This window comes from Dictyobacter kobayashii, from assembly GCF_003967555.1.
Lineage (GTDB): Bacteria > Chloroflexota > Ktedonobacteria > Ktedonobacterales > Ktedonobacteraceae > Dictyobacter > Dictyobacter kobayashii.
In genome coordinates, this window is record NZ_BIFS01000001.1 from 4,953,783 (window position 1) to 4,971,962 (window position 18,180).

General features: G+C 50.9%; 20 protein-coding genes and 2 pseudogenes. 19 read left to right on the forward strand and 3 right to left on the reverse strand.

Annotation, left to right across the window (positions count from 1 at the left end; genetic code table 11):
- Positions 1–125 precede the first annotated feature (125 nt).
- Both EL645_RS21705 and EL645_RS21710 read left to right on the forward strand, forming a co-directional pair.
- A complete protein-coding gene (locus EL645_RS21705; RefSeq protein ID WP_126552433.1) occupies positions 126–1,106 on the forward strand; it encodes a LysR family transcriptional regulator in 981 nt (326 codons plus the stop codon).
- A complete protein-coding gene (locus tag EL645_RS21710) occupies positions 1,019–1,312 on the forward strand; it encodes an MmyB family transcriptional regulator (protein WP_170207740.1) in 294 nt (97 codons plus the stop codon). Before EL645_RS21705 ends, EL645_RS21710 begins: the two co-directional genes overlap by 88 nt.
- A gap of 89 nt (positions 1,313–1,401) precedes the next feature.
- On the opposite strand, the gene EL645_RS21715 is transcribed toward EL645_RS21710, so the two are convergent.
- Entirely contained in the window at positions 1,402–2,766 is a 1,365-nt protein-coding gene (locus tag EL645_RS21715; RefSeq protein ID WP_126552434.1) for a GNAT family N-acetyltransferase, read from the reverse strand.
- A gap of 58 nt (positions 2,767–2,824) precedes the next feature.
- Here EL645_RS21715 and EL645_RS21720 point away from each other — a divergent pair.
- The 7 genes and pseudogenes from EL645_RS21720 to EL645_RS21750 form a co-directional block, all read left to right on the forward strand.
- Positions 2,825–3,055, forward strand: a pseudogene (locus EL645_RS21720) (oleate hydratase); the annotation flags it as partial.
- 200 nt (positions 3,056–3,255) lie between these two features.
- Positions 3,256–4,973, forward strand: a pseudogene (locus EL645_RS21725) (NAD-dependent malic enzyme).
- On the forward strand, positions 4,970–6,478 hold the full coding sequence (gene fumC, locus EL645_RS21730; protein WP_126554308.1) for a class II fumarate hydratase: 1,509 nt from the start codon (positions 4,970–4,972) through the stop codon (positions 6,476–6,478). The pseudogene EL645_RS21725 and the gene fumC overlap by 4 nt, the downstream one beginning before the upstream one ends.
- Before the next feature lie 225 nt (positions 6,479–6,703).
- Complete coding sequence (locus tag EL645_RS21735) at positions 6,704–6,934, forward strand: hypothetical protein (protein WP_126552435.1); 231 nt, start codon at positions 6,704–6,706, stop codon at positions 6,932–6,934.
- Between the two features lie 690 nt (positions 6,935–7,624).
- The gene (locus tag EL645_RS21740; protein ID WP_126552436.1) at positions 7,625–8,197 is read left to right on the forward strand and encodes an ABC-2 family transporter permease; all 573 of its coding nucleotides are present in this window, start codon (positions 7,625–7,627) and stop codon (positions 8,195–8,197) included.
- 170 nt (positions 8,198–8,367) lie between these two features.
- Positions 8,368–8,952 carry a hypothetical protein gene (locus EL645_RS21745; RefSeq protein WP_126552437.1) on the forward strand — a complete coding sequence of 195 codons (585 nt, stop codon included), beginning with the start codon at positions 8,368–8,370 and terminating at the stop codon, positions 8,950–8,952.
- Between the two features lie 83 nt (positions 8,953–9,035).
- Positions 9,036–9,584, forward strand: coding sequence for a glycosyltransferase family 2 protein (locus tag EL645_RS21750; RefSeq protein WP_126552438.1), 549 nt, complete (start codon positions 9,036–9,038; stop codon positions 9,582–9,584).
- Here the strand turns inward: EL645_RS21750 and EL645_RS21755 are convergent.
- The gene (locus tag EL645_RS21755) at positions 9,543–9,863 is read right to left on the reverse strand and encodes a hypothetical protein (protein WP_126552439.1); all 321 of its coding nucleotides are present in this window, start codon (positions 9,861–9,863) and stop codon (positions 9,543–9,545) included. The genes EL645_RS21750 and EL645_RS21755 overlap by 42 nt on opposite strands.
- 33 nt (positions 9,864–9,896) lie before the next feature.
- Between EL645_RS21755 and EL645_RS21760 the strand changes: the two genes are divergently transcribed.
- The 10 genes from EL645_RS21760 (at position 9,897) to EL645_RS21800 (ending at position 17,474) form a co-directional block, all read left to right on the forward strand.
- On the forward strand, positions 9,897–10,898 hold the full coding sequence (locus EL645_RS21760) for a glycoside hydrolase family 113 (RefSeq protein WP_126552440.1): 1,002 nt from the start codon (positions 9,897–9,899) through the stop codon (positions 10,896–10,898).
- Between the two features lie 55 nt (positions 10,899–10,953).
- On the forward strand, positions 10,954–11,754 hold the full coding sequence (locus EL645_RS21765; protein WP_126552441.1) for a hypothetical protein: 801 nt from the start codon (positions 10,954–10,956) through the stop codon (positions 11,752–11,754).
- A gap of 160 nt (positions 11,755–11,914) precedes the next feature.
- A complete protein-coding gene (locus tag EL645_RS21770) occupies positions 11,915–12,316 on the forward strand; it encodes a hypothetical protein (RefSeq protein ID WP_126552442.1) in 402 nt (133 codons plus the stop codon).
- Between the two features lie 140 nt (positions 12,317–12,456).
- Positions 12,457–12,831, forward strand: coding sequence for a PNPOx family protein (locus tag EL645_RS21775; protein ID WP_126552443.1), 375 nt, complete (start codon positions 12,457–12,459; stop codon positions 12,829–12,831).
- Positions 12,832–12,988: 157 nt separating this feature from the next.
- Positions 12,989–13,600 (forward strand): helix-turn-helix domain-containing protein, encoded by a 612-nt coding sequence (locus EL645_RS21780; protein WP_126552444.1) that lies wholly within the window; start codon positions 12,989–12,991, stop codon positions 13,598–13,600.
- A 12-nt stretch (positions 13,601–13,612) separates the two neighbouring features.
- Positions 13,613–14,002: a hypothetical protein gene (locus EL645_RS42915; RefSeq protein ID WP_246035435.1), complete on the forward strand. Its 390-nt coding sequence runs from the start codon at positions 13,613–13,615 to the stop codon at positions 14,000–14,002.
- On the forward strand, positions 13,906–15,084 hold the full coding sequence (locus tag EL645_RS21785) for a pyridoxal phosphate-dependent decarboxylase family protein (protein ID WP_246035575.1): 1,179 nt from the start codon (positions 13,906–13,908) through the stop codon (positions 15,082–15,084). Before EL645_RS42915 ends, EL645_RS21785 begins: the two co-directional genes overlap by 97 nt.
- Positions 15,085–15,160: 76 nt before the next feature.
- A complete protein-coding gene (locus EL645_RS21790; protein ID WP_126552445.1) occupies positions 15,161–15,514 on the forward strand; it encodes a hypothetical protein in 354 nt (117 codons plus the stop codon).
- Between the two features lie 20 nt (positions 15,515–15,534).
- Positions 15,535–16,491 (forward strand): zinc-dependent alcohol dehydrogenase, encoded by a 957-nt coding sequence (locus tag EL645_RS21795; RefSeq protein WP_161977576.1) that lies wholly within the window; start codon positions 15,535–15,537, stop codon positions 16,489–16,491.
- A 311-nt stretch (positions 16,492–16,802) separates the two neighbouring features.
- Positions 16,803–17,474, forward strand: a complete 672-nt coding sequence (locus EL645_RS21800) for a Type 1 glutamine amidotransferase-like domain-containing protein (RefSeq protein WP_126552447.1) — start codon at positions 16,803–16,805, stop codon at positions 17,472–17,474.
- Between the two features lie 110 nt (positions 17,475–17,584).
- Here EL645_RS21800 and EL645_RS21805 read toward each other — a convergent pair whose 3' ends face one another.
- Entirely contained in the window at positions 17,585–18,157 is a 573-nt protein-coding gene (locus tag EL645_RS21805; RefSeq protein ID WP_126552448.1) for a dihydrofolate reductase family protein, read from the reverse strand.
- Positions 18,158–18,180 lie beyond the last annotated feature (23 nt).

The window sequence follows — 18,180 nt, forward strand, 5'->3', positions numbered from 1 at the left end:
CTTTAACAAGAAGCTTGTCCGGTAGTTGCTACTTGCAAGGGTAAGTATAGTAGCCGCGTGCTTGACAGGGAAGAATAAAAAAGTTACCATGGTATGAACCTGGGGTTTATGCAAAGGGAGATGTTATGGTAAATGACTTATTAAACGCCTTCATACAAGTCATAGATTCTGGCAGCTTTTCAAAGGCGGCCGAGAAATTATATATATCCTCAACCGCGCTCATGAAACAAATGAATGTATTAGAAGCGCGTATTGGCGTGCAACTTTTAATCCGCACGAATCATGGTATAAGAGCCACCGACGCTGGAAATTCTTTTTATCATGATGCGAAGTTTCTGACGCAATATTCAGAAAAAGCCATTATACGAGCGCGTCAAGCCGCCAATAAAAATCCGCACCTGATACGGATTGGCAATTCACTGCTGAACCCATGTAAAGAACTCTTAGATGTATGGAACACCATCAGCCATACTTATCCGCAGTTCAAAATGAAGATTGTTCCCCTGGATGATGATGCTGCATCCTGGCCCACTGTCTATCGAACGATTGGCAAGGATTTTGATGTTATGGTCGGGGCGTATGAGAGAGCGAATGAGTCTGACTCTTTTCAGGCTCTCAAGTTGGGGGAGTATCGCTTCTGTGTCGCAGTATCACGGGAACATCCATTAGCCAGAAAGGAAAGGCTTTCGGTTACCGATTTATATGGAGAGCGGCTTGCTATGGTAAAGCCCGGCACCAGCCCGCTCATTGACGAGATACGGGGATATTTATTAACGGAACACCAGGAAATCCAGATCAAAGGTGTATCCCATCAGTATGATATTGGTTTGTTCAATCGCTGTGAAGAAAACGGTGCAGTTCTGCTTACGATAGACAGATGGAAAGATGTCCACCCCTCTCTGGTCACTATTCCTATCGATTGGGCGTACACGATTCCATATGGGATGCTGTATCCGTTAAAGCCATCAAACAGTGTTCAGCATTTTTTGAGCGCTCTACAAGAAAATATAGTTGGTTCATCGAAGATCCCTGGTGGGCCCAACAGATCGCTGAACTCTCCCGAATCAGTCCGGAGTTTCGGGAATTATGGGACCGTCACGAGCTAGGGGGTGTGCGAGAAGGATGGAAATCGATGCATCATCCGCTGGTCGGAGAACTGACCTTTGATTTTCGCTTTCTCCAGACGGCCGATGCGGAGCAACTGCGGCTGATGATCTACACGCCGCGTAGCAACTCTGGGACCGCCGAGAAAATCGAGCGGCTTCTGGCCACTGGAGTCCGACATGCCAATGGTTCGTCGCTCTCTCGATGAGGAACATTATAATTGGACGTACTCTTCTATGAGAAGATGGTTGCCGGATCGACATAAGTTCGATCCGGCAATTTTCTGCTGGCAAGTATTTAGTTCCAGGTAAACACACACGAGGGTCGTGTGGGGAAGAGTGCCAGCAGGAGTGGTCTGGCTTCAGCACTGACCCAGATATCAGGAATGATATGGCGGAGCTCATCGATGCTACGATGGCCGAAGAGGACCTGCAAGAAGACCAGGGGTGGGAATGCGCTGTTCGCCTCAGGACCGTAGAGAGTGGTCCGCCACTCTTCGACATCTAGCAATCGTCCATGTTCAAAGTGCATACGGAGACCGCCGCGATAAAAATCCATGGTAAGCTCGCCACTATATCCCGCTACCGGTGATAGTGCCAACCGTTGTTCAAGTACCGGCGCAATATGCTTGAGAAAGGCGGGGAGATCCTTTACGCGGATATACCAGGCATAGGCAGGTTCCCTGGGATAATCTAAGGCTGTGCCCAGCAGAGCATGGACAGGATGGGTGGTTCCCAGTGAAAAGCTGATTTCCTGGAAGGCTGGTATGTTGGGCTGTGTGGATTCGAGCGCGTGACCATAAGCCCGCAACGCCCGCAACACAGCAGGCATAACACTGTGGATGTTTACTCCATCCACAAACTCTAGCAACCAGACCACCAGCGTCTTGCCACTGCGATAGGCATTACTGGCCAGAAAGCCTATGGTCTCACCAGCAGCGCTGACAAGCATCTGGAAAGCAAAGGTATGTCGCAATTCAGGATATTTTTTCCAGGTTTCAATCTCGTAGAGCCATTGCTGGCGCGTTGGCATATCCCGCACAATAGAGTTTGCCTGGCGTCGCTGGTAGAGTGCCTCGATGGTTGGAATAGCGGCAGGGGTTGCCTCCCGCAAGGTCAATGGCTCAGGCCCCTCTTCTGATCGCTCAGGGATCAGCACAATAGGAGTAGACCGCCGATCTTCCAGCTCAAGAGCATATTCATAGCCGAACTGACGATAAAAATAAGCAATGCCGGTAATGATCTGGACAAGGTCTCCATCAGCCTCACTGCGAGCATGAAGTTGCTCGAAAAGCACACGCACAAGTCCACGATTGCGATAAGCAGGATCAGTCGCTACCCACTCTGGTCGGCCAACGCTAAATGGAATACCTTCATAGGACCATGTTTGTTTCCATAAGCAAGCCGTAGCGACAACTGGGCGATCCTCTTTCGTTGTATCCTCGACAAGAGCAAAATCCAGTGGACCCATCAATGGGTAGTCACCGCTCATGTGGGCGCGAATAATCCTGATGGCATTGATATTTGGTGCCTCGGCGGCATTATTGCGATGAATGAAACTATGCAGTGTCGCGATGCGCTCAATATCCTCAGCAGTCGACCAGCGCAACACCAATCCATCCCCCAGATCCCGCTGAAATGAGTTTTTCGAAATCAAGTGCATGATACCCTCCTCAAATTCCACCATTATAATATATACAGGCATAAATGGGTAAGCGAAGATTGTCTCATTCTTCATGCCACGCCAGGCCGGTGACCGACCCGCTGTCGTACCCGAGGGCGCGGTGAAATTCGCCTTCATCGGCCAGTTCGCCGAAACGACCCGCGACTGCATCTTCACAACCGAGTACTCTGTGCGCACAGGAATGGAGGCCGCCTATCAGTTGCTCGGCAAGATCGACAACACCGAGATCAGCGAACTCTTGAAGGAGTTCCACCTGATCTCCGAATAGCCGAAATTAGATCACATGGGACATCCCCCAGTGAGGATATCTTTTGTATATTTCTGCTTGACAGCAGAAGTATACAAAAGATATCCTCACTGGGGGATGTTTCCGTTTCATGCTGTGTCACTGTACTCCTGAGTTTGACTGGTCATTATATTCCACATGTGTCATGTGAAAGGAAGGGATCTATAATGAAAAATCACCCTATGCATCCCGGTCAGTCCACTGGACGTTGGCAATTGGAACCTCGGGTTACAGGTAAGGCCCTACTCAGCGATCCCATGTTGAATCGCGGGACCGCCTTCACCTTCGAGGAACGCAAGGCGTTGAACCTGGTTGGCCTTCTCCCACCCGTCGTCACCTCCCTGGAGGAACAGGTCAAGCGCGCGTATGCTCAGTACGAGGAGATAGAGGATGATCTAAGAAAAAACATTTTTCTGACCGCTTTACAGGACAACAATGAAGTCTTATTCTACCGCCTGCTTTCTGAACACCTTACTGAGATGCTTCCCGTAGTCTATGACCCACGATTGCTCGCGCCATTGAGCAATATAGCCACGAATACCGGCATCCACGGGGTGTTTATCTCTCTATTGATCATCCAGAGGATATTGAACAATCACTGCATGATTTCAGTGCTGAATCTGATGAGATTGAGCTGCTTGTGGCTACCGATGCGGAAGAGATTCTTGGCATTGGAGATTGGGGTGTGGGAGGCATCGATATCTCCGTTGGGAAACTCGCTGTCTACACCGCTGCTGCCGGGATCGATCCGACACGCGTGATTGCGGTGATGCTCGATGTGGGGACAAATCGGGAAACCTTGCTCAATGATCCACTCTACCTTGGGAATCGACATGCCAGGGTGCGAGGAGAGCGTTACGATGCCTTCATCGATGCCTATGTCAAGGCAGCGACGAAACTGTTCCCTCATGCCATGCTGCACTGGGAAGACTTCGGACCCAGTAACGGACGACGTATCCTGGAGAAGTATCGCCAGCAGATCTGTACATTTAATGATGACATGCAAGGAACTGGAGCAATTACCCTGGCAGCCCTGTTCTCTGCAATGCAGATTTCTGAACAATCGTTGCGTGATCAGCGGGTAGTCATCTTTGGCGCAGGTACGGCGGGTATTGGTAATGCCGATCAGATCCGTGCCGCGATGATCAGTGAGGGCATGTCGAAAGAAGAGGCGACACGACACTTCTGGTGTGTCGATATTCAGGGTTTACTGACTGACAACATGGGAAACACACTACGAGACTTTCAGGTACCCTATGCACGTCCAGCCAGCGAAGTCAGCAGTTGGAAACATGACATGCCCAATGGAGGCATCAGCCTGGCAGAGGTAGTGCGCCAGATCCATCCTACAATCCTGGTTGGAACATCAACCGTTCCAGGAGCCTTTACGGAAGCCATTGTCAAAGACATGGCAGCCCATACTGAGCGTCCAGTCATCTTCCCATTGTCCAATCCTACCTCGCGGATGGAGGCCACGCCTCCTGACCTTATTCACTGGACAGATGGACGAGCCCTCATCGCCACCGGAATTCCCTCGCGACCAGTGACCTATCAGAGCATCACCTACGTGATCGGCCAGGCCAATAACGCACTGTTGTATCCCGGCCTGGGGCTGGGAACGATTGTGTCACAGGCACGTCGCGTCAGTGATGGCATGCTCATGACAGCCGCCAGAGCCGTTGCCGGTCTGGTCGATGCACACCTTCCTGGCGCATCCCTGCTGCCACAGGTAGAAAATCTGCGGGCAGTCTCGGCAACCGTGGCCGTAGAGGTTGCGAAAACAGCCGCGAAAGAAGGGCTCGCGCGCGTGAAACTCACCAATGTGGTCCAGCAGGTACAGGATGCGATGTGGCAACCAGTGTATCCACAGCTTCAGATCAAACAGGAGGTCAAGGTATGACCACATCTGGTAAGCACACCACCAGGAAAGAGGGGCAGGCCGCTACAATACGCGACCTGCCCATTGGCATCAAAGCGACAGGCACACGCCAGGAGTCCGATTCCATGGGAACCATCGAGGTTCCGGCGGAGCGGTATTGGGGGGCGCAAACGCAACGCTCACTCATCCACTTCTCCATTGGAGATGATCACATGCCCAGGGAAGTTTACCATGCCTATGGGTACGTGAAGAAGGCGGCGGCTATTGTCAACGCCGAGACAGGCAAACTTTCCAGGGACAAAGCAACCCTGATTAGCAGGGTGGCTGATGAAGTGATCGCAGGCAAGCTGGACAGTGAGTTTCCCCTCTATGTGTGGCAGACCGGTTCGGGTACCCAATCAAATATGAATGTCAATGAGGTCATATCCAACCGCGCGATTCAACTCGTTGGTGGGACCCTGGGGAGTAAAGATCCTATTCATCCCAACGATCACGTCAACATGTCGCAGTCCTCCAACGATACCTTCGTCACAGCGATGCATATCGCGACGGTGCTGGAGTTGACGAATCGCCTCATCCCGAATGTCGAGGGGCTCATCCACGCAATGTGGGAGAAGGCTAAGACATGGATGGACGTTGTCAAGATTGGACGCACCCATCTGCAAGATGCTACCCCGCTGACCGTTGGGCAAGAGTGGTCAGGATATGTGATCCAACTCAAGGACGCTCTGGATCTCGTCAAACAGTCTATGAATGGCCTCTCCAGGCTTGCCGTGGGCGGCACTGCGGTGGGTACCGGGATCAATACTTTACCCGACTTTGGGCCGAAGATCGCAGCGGAGATCGCGCATCTGACGGGTCATCCCTTTGTCAGCGCGCCCAACAAATTTGCCGCGCAGGGGTCCCTCGATGCCATGGTCAATGCCAGTGCGGCGCTGCGCGCGCTGGCGGTGGCGCTCATGAAGATTGCCAATGATATCCGTTGGCTCGGCAGTGGTCCTCGTGCAGGCTTTCACGAACTCAATCTGCCCTCCAACGAACCGGGCTCCTCGATTATGCCTGGCAAGGTCAACCCGACGCAGGAAGAAGCGATGGTCATGGTCTGTATTCAAGTCATCGGCAACGACACGGCCGTGGCAATTGCCGGATCACAGGGTAATTTCGAGCTCAATGCGATGCGGCCGATCATCATCAACAATGTATTGCATTCTGCTCGCATTTTGGGAGACGCCTGCGAGAAACTGCGCAGATACAGCATTGAAGGGACCACGCTGAACAAAGACAAGATCAGCAAATATGTCAATGAGTCGTTGATGTTAGTGACAGCGCTGAGCCCGGTAATTGGTTATGACAAAGCCTCGGCGATCGCGCACAAAGCGCTTGACGACAACACTACCTTGCGTGAAGCGGCACTGAAGAGTGGCTACATCAGTGCCAATGATTTTGATACGATCGTGGTGCCCGCCCATATGGTCGGCGATCCCCACAAGGACCTGGAGGAAACCCGTAACGTGCTCAGGCAATGAGACGCTCTCGGTCATCGCCTGTCCCATTGACTATGTGGAGTGTACCGTGCTAACAGACAAGCTGCGAGCCAGACTCCTGGCCTGGCTCGCACGTTTTGCTATTCCAGATAGCTCCCAATATCTGTCATTCTGATGCTGTAAGAAATTCCTGGCTCCTGTTTACTAGGCCGACGCATTCGACTCAAGATAACTAGAAGCCTGGCGAGTGAACATCGACCAATAGTTTTGGCCGGCCTTCATCAATTCGTCGTGGGTCCCTTGCTCGATGATCTGACCGCGCTCCATTACAATGATCTTGGTCGCGATTCGTGCCAGAGCGAGCCGATGACTGATGATGATCGCCGTCTTTTCCTGTGCTATCTGGCGAAATACTTCCAGGGCTTCATACTCGGTGTGCGGGTCAAGAGCGGCAGTGGGTTCGTCCAGAGCAGCTTCGAAATTTATTCTTCTGTATAATTCGTTGAATAATATTTTTTCTCTTTCGCTAGCTTTAGAAGAAGCTTTATTCTACTTTATATAATTATTGATGTATAAAATATAATTAGTTATATAGTCCTATATTTTGGTGGATCATTTGACTCAAGATGGAGATATTGATTAAAGTTTGTAGATACAAATATAACGATTGTCATGTGTCGTATATGGCACTTCTTTGCATTCAGGTTACTGCGAAGTGCAGCCTCATAGTCATCTGAATGTGGATAAGTACCATCCAGCTGTGTAAGATTGAAGGTAATTCGTATGGTGTTTAGAGATCGTAATCGTAAAGTCGCTACTGAAGTTCAAAATAGTGCTGTTCAAGCAGAGAAACCAGGAAGGGATGTGGACTTGCTCGTTGAGCAACCACCATTCTCTGATACTGATTCAGACTCAAAACCCGAGTTTTTGAAATACCCCTTGCATTCCCGCTTTCCTGGCGATGAGCCAAAAACCCTTTACTTGTGTAAGAAGCCCCCCATAAGTACTAATTTGCATCCAGGCATTTTGCCTGTATAGTATAAAATATATTATTAATCGATACGAATTTTTGTATGGATATAGATATTTTTTATTAAAGGAGTGATATGCATAATGCAACCGCTTATCTTTAATAATCCATCCACACTTGTGTAGTGTGGTAATCATAAAAGGAGAGTTGTAAGCACTATGCGCACGGTCGAACAAGTAGAACTGCATGAACATCCTACACAGGAAATGAGTACATCTGCACTGAAAAAAACAGATACACTGTTCCACAAATTTCTAACACTTCTCGTTCTGGGAGGCGCATGCTGTGTTATTGCGCTTTACCTCGTTATTCCCCTGATGATCTTCTTGAATATCTTTCAGGACTGGATAACGCAATTGCTGTGCGCGGTTCTTATCCTGACCATTGGAGAACTTCTTGTATTCAGTATCCTGGTTAAAACTTCTAAAGCGACAAAAGTTGCCCATTCGACGAAGCATACTGAGCACGAGGTTCGCAGGCAAGGTCAAGAAAATGATCAGCATATGGTGACATTTGATGAACTTGTCAATGCACCCACAGTGCATGTAGCTGCGCTTAAAAGTGGAGAAATTGAAGCTCAAGCTCCTTCAAGCGACGAGATTGCCAATGCGACTACAGTGCATATGTCCCAGCTTAAACATTTGCTAGATAAACCAGTATTGAGGCCTTCCGATCTCCTTTTAGATGAGGAGCCCACCACTCGGTCACAGGAAGAGGTGCCTGTCAATTAAAATTCAGTAGGCAATACTTGCTGGTGTATCTCATTCTTCACGACCTTCCCTTACATGCAAGAGGAAGGAAAAGCAGGCCAGCAGGTTCATTACTATAAGGGGAATACTCGTTTTCATGACCAGTTTTATAACTATTATTGCGAATGTAGGAGGGGTGCTGGGCTATATTCATGGTAGCCCTTATCAGCCTGATCAATATCCGCTTTCTTTCGTACTTCCACAGTTTTTTCTTTCACTGGCCACGCTATCGTCAGCGTGAGGACGTCACAACCGAGGATCTTCAGAAGCTGCCGATGCCGTTTATCAAAATTCAGACTACGACGCGTGGAAGCCAGGGAAGCACTGAGGTTATCAGGCGTGGCATTGAATACATTATGCGGCTGGCGCGTGAGGCGCCTACATTTTACGGGCATTATCTTAGCATTGAAATTGTGACTGAAGCGGAAGAGCAAAAACACCAATTTGAGCGCGAGTTCGCTTCCTATCCCGTGCCGGTCTCTGTTATTGTGTTGCCTAAAGACTATCAGACGCCTGGCAATACCCAGTTGAAAGCACGCGGTTTGCACTACATGGTTGAGTTAAGAAGACAGGGCTTCAATCGAAAGCATGGGCGCACAGTTATCGTGCATTACGATGAAGAGAGTGTCATGGAGCCATTGGAGCTACGCCGCCTCTTCCGATTTCTGGCCTTAACCGATAAGAAATTGACCGAGGGCCGATCTACTATCCACTGGAATATCAGGATGCCAGCATAATCTGCCGCGCGATGGAGGCCAATCGACCTATTGGCTGTTTTGAATGCCGTGATGTGATGGAAAAAGGTGTACCCTGCACCTGCATGGCTCGAACCTGGTCATTGATGAGGCTCTGGAAAACGAGCTTGGTTGGGATATTGGCAATCTCGATGGACAGCCCTTTATTGCAGAAGATTACGTTTTTCGGCGTTAATGCTTATCTGCGCTATGGTTCCTCCATTTTCGGCTGGCACGGAAGTGCGATGTTGGAGCAACACCCCTTCTCCTTCAAAAGTGCCTTCCGCCAGCGTTATCGCTGGATTATTGGAGTGCTACAAGGTATGGAGATGATGAAGCGTTTACCAACGTTCTATCAGCTTCCTCGTAAATTACGCTTTCAACTGACCTGGGGAACGCGCTATCGCATTTCGACCTTCGCACTGGGGTTGCCGGCAGGGGCGATCTCGGCGCTCTACTTACTCGTGCAATACGCACAGTTTCTCCTTGGTCACCACATGCACACCCCTGCCTCTATTGCTCATGTTCTGGATGATCCTGGCGGGATTTCTATGGGCTTAATTCGATCTTTATCGGAGCCTGGTATAAACATTTCAACTATTCTGCGCACTGCCTCTCGCCGAGGCTATTGCTGAAATGGGGAAGGTAATCGCGATAGCGCCGGTCGCGGGCATCATGGAAAGCTCAGCAGCCTTCTGGGCCCGTCGTTCAATGGATGAGTGGTAATCGCGCGTCACCTGGAAACCGACCCCAAAGACCATTGCTGCGGACAAAGTTTCCATTATGAAGGGAGGAGCGCAATGAAAAAAGTTCGCATAATCTGGATAGCGATAATTGTGCTTCTCCTGGGGATGCTGCTGGCTCGTATTTACTTGTAAGGCCGGTAGCTTTAGCGCAACTTTTGTCGCAGGCACAATCTGCGCAATCGAACAGAGGAACTCAGAGTCATGTATCGACTCCGTCCGTTACGCCAAACACCTACTCCACCACCGCTGCGTCCAAATTTCGCGGCAGGGATGATCTTTCCGCAGTGGGGACCCAGGTCCTATACCACTGCTGATAAGAACTGGGAGCCTGGCGTGAAAGAGATTCGGACGCAGACTGGAGCTAACTGGCTCGGCCTCTATCTCCAATTTCACCAGGACTCAGAATTTACGACGAATGTGCATGTTGCCAATGATGGCCAGACTCCGGCTGGCCTGAAGGCGGGGGTCGAGATGGCGCATAAAATGGGCTATCGCGTCTATGTCTTTCCCGCTATCACGCTCAATAATGTGCATGCCTGGGGCGGATACATCAAATATGATACTGACGCGGACAATCAGGCCTGGTTTGATAATTACTGGCAGCAGCTCAAACCTTTTTTACTGGCGTGTCAGCAAGCGAAGTGTGATCGTTTCTCTATTGGCAACGAATATGAGGGATTGGAACAATCACCAGATATCTACTGGCACCAACTTATTACACGCGTTCACTCCGTGTACTCCGGACAAATCGTGTACAGCAGGAATTTCTCGTCGCAGCTCAAATATCCTATCCCGCAATGGATGAAAGATCCCCTCCTGTCAGAGGTGGGTCTCTCCAGCTACTATTCGCTTATAGATACTGAAACGAACGTTGCAAAACGGCAGTTGCCGGGTCTATGGAAGATCCGCGTCCAATCACACCTGGATGAGATGGCACACGCGCTAGGCAAACCTGTGTTTATCTCTGAACTCGGTTATAGAGATACCAACTACGCGGGCTATCTTCCCTACCAGGATACTGATGACGGCGTGAAAGATCTGGCAATGCAGTCCGCATTGTTTGATGCAGCCTTCCAGAACATCGCGAAAGACAAACTTATCGATGGCGTCTTTGTGTGGGCCTGGTCCAAACCACCGTTCGCGCCCAATTATACCCCGGCCGCAAAAGTTATTCATAACTGGTATGATATATTTTTACGATAGATATAGGGGAATATAAAAGTATTAATTATCACAGAAATGGACAGGAGCTATCCTCATGAAGACGTTCCAGGCGAAAATTCTCCTGGTATGTACTGTACTGTTAATCTCACTCTTAGTCTTGAAAGCCTGCATAACACAGCAACAACAACAGTCACCGGGGCCGTTGCCGACATTCAAGCTTTCTGGCGGAGCAACGACAACACCAGTATCAATAGCAGAAAGCGATGCCATTAAACGTCCCTGGCTTGGCTTCGGTATAGAATGGGATATCGAAAATAACGATAACCAGCCCCTGCCACTTACCCAGAAGCAGTGGCAAACTCTGTTCACACGCGTCGATGCGCTGCATCCGAACTGGATACGTAGCATGTTTGACATGCAATGGTTTTGTCCTAGCGGCCAGGTCGGCAACTATACTTTTGATAGTCCTGAGATGCGTGCCTGGTATCCTATTCTGGACTATGCTCGTTCTCATCATATCACCGTTGTCATTGGCTCCTGGAGCTATGGCCCCTGGGCTTCTGGCTCGAACAACTACGCTGAAGCCCTGGGTGACCTGGCACAATATTTAATTAAAAAGCAGGGTTATGACAATATTCGCTACGTAAGCGGATTGAATGAACCCGATACGAAGCAGTCTTCGTTTGGAGATTGGGAAAATCTTGCCCATGCGATCTCCATATCCTTAAACCAACGCGGCTTGTACGATAAACTTGCGCTCATAGGCCCCGATACGTCACAGACCAATGGTTGGATTACCAATAGTGGATTGCCCTGGAATGCACAAACGATGCTGGGTGCTTACGAGTGGCATAACTATATCAATACGTGCTGCGATATTCAGCAGGGCAGGTAGAACAGAACTTTAAACCCCTGGTCGACCGACTGGTCAATGCGGACCCTGGCAACAAGCCGGTGCTGATCGGTGAAATGGGTGGGGATATCAGAAGGGCGCTAATGATAATCAGTACCAGGTTCAAAATTACCAGTACGCAGTAGACATAGTAGATTATGCTGTGCAACTGGCACGCGCAGGCGTATCAGGTGGGAGTGCCTGGGACCTGGATGACGCTATGCATAATAAAGTCTGGGGAATGTGGAATATTCTTAAGGATACCCCACCCCGGCCCTGGTTTTATTCCTGGTCATTATTATGCAAGTACTTTCCTTCCAATGCCACTATCTATCGACCCGCGAATCCTTCCAATATGCGCGTTCTGGCGGCCCACTTGCCGGGTACAGATGGACAAGATAGCGCCCACTGGTCGGTGCTCCTTGTCAACCGCAATGACAGGGCTACAAATATAGCCCTATCATTGCGGTTGACAAGGAGCAACCGAGCGCGCTTACGATGTACACGCATAGTGAGAAGCAGCGTGAAACTAGCGGTGAATTGGCTCTCCAACCCGCTGCTATAACCAGGCAGCAGCAGGATCATCGTCTGCTCACCCAGGTTCCCGCCAACGGTATCGTGCTGTTAAGTTCATAGCGCTCCACTTCCGCTGTTTACTATTCCAGTTAGGTATTTTTTTTAGTTCTGGGAAATAGAGGGCCATTCATGGAGCGCCTACGGCTTTTTAGCAAGCGGGTTGTCAATCCGGTGGTGATGAGGTTTGCGGGATCGGCGCACAGCCCAATTGCGGTCGTTCGTCATGTTGGGCGGCGCAGTGGGCGAGCTTATGCGACTCCACTGTTGCTCGTGCCGGTTGCGGGCGGTTTTGTGATCGAGTTGACATATGGATTTGCGGTGGATTGGTATCGCAATGTGGTGGCGGCGGGACACTGTACCATCCTCTGGCATGGGCGAGAATATGGGTGCGATACGTTTGAGATAATTGATGCTGACATAGGGCTGCGGGCCTTCCCCGCCATCTTAAGATTTCCACTGCGGATATTGGGCGCGCGCGATTTTGTGAAGATGAAGGTTCAGTAAGTGCATCCGGGCAAATTATCACGCATTCAACAAAGGTGAGTTATTTTTTTTTACAACTCGGACAGATTTAGTAGAGCGGTGAAAGGGAAAACCAATCACTCTCACCCTTGTGAAATTCCTCTATAGAGAATATAATTCCTCTATGGAGGTGATTTTTATGGATGCACCAACGCCGCGTTTGGCGAGTGGACTTGATCTGACTGACTTAGGAACACGGATTCGTTCGGAACGGCTCCTCCGGCATCTCTCTCTTGAGGTCCTTTCTTCGCGATCTGGAGTGAGCAGTAGTATGCTCTCCGACATTGAGCGCGGCAGAAAAGTCCCATCCGTCCTGGTACTCGATTCGATTGCAACAGCGCTGGGAACCAGTCTCGCTCGGCTGCTGGAAGAAGAACAACAGGCAAAGGTAATTGTTCTGCGTCATAGGGAGCAAGAGGTAGTCCAGGATCCGTCTGGTTGGGAGCGGCGCATTCTCTCTCCCGTCTTGCCCGGAGTGGAGTTTGAATTTATGCGTACCACCATCTCGCCAGGGGTCGATGCGGGCGTCTTTCTTGCTCACGCTACAGGCTCACGCGAATATGTCGCCATCGAAGAAGGAACCTTGCGACTGACTTTGAACGGTACAGTTTATCTCCTCCAGGCGGGAGATAGTGTCTATTATGCTGGAGACTGCCAGCACGCTTTCGCCAATCCTGGAGAGAAACCCTGCACGTATTACCTTGTCATGGAGATTCCACCCTCTCCCGTTCCACACGTGTATCATAGATAGCGAGGTTGATGTATGTCTGATCCCTTTGTTTCCCCGCTTGTCGATGATCTGGCCACATTTCGTCGACTCGGTCATCTTGCGGTCGATGTCGTCGCTGATTACCTGGAAACTCTCCGTGAGCGCCCCGTGTTTGTCCCAATGACCCCTGATGAGCGTCAGGAACTGCTCACCCTGGATTTTTCTGAAGAGGGCATACCGCCAGAAGAACTGTTGGCCACTGTGCGGGATCGTCTTTTTACCCATCCTATGGGCAATGGGCACCCCGCTTTTTCGGCTGGGTCAATTCGCCTCCTGCCCTTCCTGGTATTCTTGCTGAATTCCTGGCGGCGGCCCTCGATCCCAGTTGTGCCGGGGGAGATCATGCGGCCATTTATCTGGAGCATAGCGTCATCCGCTGGTTGATGGAACTCATCGGTTTTCCTCAGGAGCAAAGTATGGGGCTTTTCGTGAGTGGGGCCTCCATGGCAACGTTGACCTGCCTGGCAGCAGCGCGTTTCTGGGCAGCCAAAGAAGCGGGATGGAATGTGCGGGAACGAGGGCTGCAAGCGCAGCAGCCAGATCTGGTCCTCTATCTCTCGGAAGAAGGGCATGGATGCATTCGCAAAGCGGCCGAGATGCTTGGTCTTGGGAACAACGCCTTGCGCCTGGTCCCAATCAATGCGGACTTTCAGATGGATGTGAATGCGCTCCGGGTGGCCATTCAAGCGGACCGAGCTGCGGGCCGGCAGCCTTTTTGTGTGTCGGCAAGTGCTGGAACCGTCAATACCGGGGCCATCGATCCTTTGTCTCTCCTGGCGGATCTGTGTGCGCAAGAGAACCTCTGGCTGCATGTGGATGGGGCCTATGGCGCGGTCGGTAAAGTGGACCCGCGGGTTGCGCCCCTGTTTGAGGGAATTGAACGCGCGCAGTCGGTCGCTATCGACCCACACAAATGGCTCTCTGTCCCTGTCGAATGTGGCTGTGCCTTAGTTTCCGATAAACAATTGCTTCGAGAAACCTTTAGCCTTGTTCCTCCCTATCTGCAGCTTGAAGAAGGCAAAGGCTTTGCGAATCTCCCCTGGTTCTCCGAGTATGGTTTCCAGCAAACACGTGGTTTTCGCGCGCTGAAGGTGTGGATGGTCTTACAAACCACGGGACGTCAAGGTCTGGTGCAGCGTATCCAGCATCACAATGCGCTTGCGCAGCATCTGGCATCGCTGATTGATGCCGCTCCAGACTTTGAGCGCGTCGCTCCGGTGACGCTCTCTATCGTCTGTTTCCGCTACCTTCCTCCCGAGCTCAAAGGCGATGAGGAGGGTATTGAGCAGATGAACCGTGCTCTGGTTCCCTTGCTCCAGTTGGCAGGAGAAGCCTTTCTCACTGGTACTGTCCTTCGCGGTCACTTTGCGTTGCGTGCATGCATCCTTCACGATGGCACAACCCCGGCTGATCTCAGGATCTTATTGGAGAGTATACGCCACGCGGCAGAGCTTTCACGGGGGTAGGAGCGCTGACCATGGAGAGAACGACGGTGCTTCCTTTGACAAGGGTAAGATCAAATTGACATTTGAAGGAACAATAATGCCAGAACATGAAGTATCGCTTACGATCTCAAATGAGAGGGAGGCCACGATCTCTTTCATCTTAGAGCCCTGGGGCGAGATCTATCCCATGGAACCCCAGACGAAGTTTACTGTCTATTTTCGTAGTCATATTGCTCCCTCTTCTCCACATACTGTCGAAGTGACGTATGGCGTGGATCAGATCACGGTGTATGCCTGGGAGGGTTGTACCGCGACTCTTTTCCAAAATGGGGAAGAATTAGGAGCCGGGGCTGCGCCCAGATCCCGTGTTCCTCACGGTTTAGAAACGCTCAAAAACATAGGTTTTTTTCGGGACACGATAAAAGAGACAGGTAGAAAAATCCCTTTATGATATCAATAAACAGAGTACGTTTGACTGAGCGTCTTGATCTCGTTGCCCCCAGGAGCCTGACATGGATCACCGAAGAGCTGCCATCCTTAGGCCCACACGACGTACTGGTGAAGACCCTGACGGCAGCCATCAGCATCGGCAGTGAGTTGCCCGTGTATGGTGGCACTTCGCGTGCGGTTCATCCTCCCCAGTATCCACGGAGCATGGGCTATGAGAGTGTGGGCATTGTGGTGGCATGTGGATTCGCAGTGCAACGAGTACAATGCGGAGATCGCGTTGTGGCGTTTTATGGACATTATACTCACGCAGTAGTGCCAGAAACGCGGGTTATCGTAGTGCCTGATGGGATCTCTGATGCACTCGCGATTTTGAGCATCTTAACCTGTGATACCGCCAAAGGTGTGCGTAAGCTCTCCCCCAGGCCAGAGGAAAAAATATTGATCACCGGCGCTGGCGCGATTGGTCTGCTGACCCTCTTTATTGTACGCGCTTATGGTGTGGCTCAGGTTGATGTGGTCGAACCACTTGCAGCGAGGCACTCTCTGGCTCGCCTGCTAGGAGCACGGAATGTATGGCATCCACAGGATGTACCCATCGAGAGCAGAGCATATGCTGTGGCTTTTGAGTGTTCCAGCCAGAACAAGGCATTTGCTCTCTTGCAGAAGCAGGTTCAGCAGCAAGGGCGCATCTGCATCACTGCCGACGGGAATATAGAGCCGTTTGTGCTCACCCCTGATTTTCATGAGAAGGAATTGCAGATCATTGGATCAAGTGACGGTTGGGATTATCACCAGCATGCTGCGTGGTATTTCCGCGAGGTGCAGCGACATCCAACGCACCTTGAGCAGCTTTTTGAGTTGCGGATAGCTCGCGATGAGCTGATCTCGACGTTTGAACAACTGGCCAAGGGTGGCATGCATCCGATCAAAGTGCTTGTTTCCTATAACCATATACCTGACGTTTCCGACACAATATAGTTCAAAAAAACTTAGACATGATATGGGTCAATTTCATAAGTGGTCCAGACTACTGTTTTGGAATGCGCGGCGGTAATTCTGCATGGCCAAAGGAGCAAGATAGGAGAAGTTTTTTGCTTTGTAAGACTGTAGAATGTCTTGTATGCAATGAGGGAGCGGAAGACCTTTGTGTACAAGACCGATAGCGAGAGCATACGACTCATGTTGGGAGAAACGCATTCGTGACTTTCTGGGGTCGTTCTGCTTCGGTCTCTTGCGGGAGGGACTGGAGAAGCCTTTCGGCTCCCATGAAATCGTCAAGGAGAGGCATCATGAAATTTCTTCTCACCTCGGCTGGCATCAAAAACACGAGCATCCACAACGCGCTGGTCGGCCTACTGGGCAAACCGATTGCCGAGTCCAGCGCCCTCTGTATCCCCACTGCGAACTACGCCCAGCTCGGCGGTGCCGACCACGCATGGCGGTTCATCAGCGGACGAGAACCCAGAACTCCCATGTGCGAATTGGGATGGAAGTCCCTGGGAGTGCTGGAGCTCACCGCACTGCCCAGCATAGATAAAGAGCTCTGGGTCCCCATGGTCCAAGAGACTGACGTCCTGCTGGTGAACGGTGGCGATCCCCTGTATCTGTGCTACTGGATGCGGCAATCCGGACTGGCCGACCTCTTGCCGGAGCTTGGGCGCGAGAGGGTTTATGTGGGACTGAGCGCCGGGAGCATGGTGATGACCCCCAACATCGGGGAGGACTTTGTCCACTGGAAGCCGCCCACCGGCGGCGATAGAACGCTGGGCATAGTTGATTTCTCGATATTTCCGCACCTGGATCACGAAGATCTGCCGGAAAACACCATGGCCTACGCAGAAAGATGGGCCGCCGGCATGTCGGTGCCGGCCTACGCGATTGACGATCAAACCGCCATACAAGTGGTTGATGGTGTCGTCGAAGTTGTCTCCGAAGGCCATTGGAAACGATTTACTCCCTAATGGGGGGTTGCCGAAATTCAGGCCACCAGATGGGCAACCCCCTGATGTGACGTGCAGCGCAGGTAAATATTCACCCATCATGCACTTCCCATTCGTCTTTCGAGCGTCGGTTATGGCCTGATTGCCTGGTAGTGAAGTCCAACCACCCCTGACTGGAACGCCTTTGCTTCGAGCAGATTCAGCTTCGTCCAGTCCTTGATATCTTGAAAGAGCGGGATTCCACCACCTAAGACAATCGGATTGAGAAAGAGGCGATATTCATCAATCAAGCCCAGATGGATAAACGTATGGGTCAATCTGGGACTCCCGAAGATCATAAGGTCGCGGCCAGGCTGTTGTTTAAGTGATGCGATTTCTTCTGCAATCTGGTCTTTCACCAGCCTTGAATTCTTCCATTCCACACGAGAGAGCGTTTTTGAAAACACGATTTTGGAGGTATTCTCGACCCAGTGAGCGTGTGCCAGGTCGCGTGGCGAGGCATCTGGATCCGTGAGCACTGTTGGCCAATAACTTTGCATGAGCAGATAGGTGACACGTCCATAAAGAGCCGTGTCCACGTTCCTGAAGAGACCGTCGACATAAGGGTTCAGTTCTTCGTCCACGATAGCCCACTCCAATTCTCCGTTTGGTCCTGTCGTGAAGCCATCGAGTGAGACATGCATAAATGAAATGACTTTCCTCATAATATACTCCTTTTATTGGAATT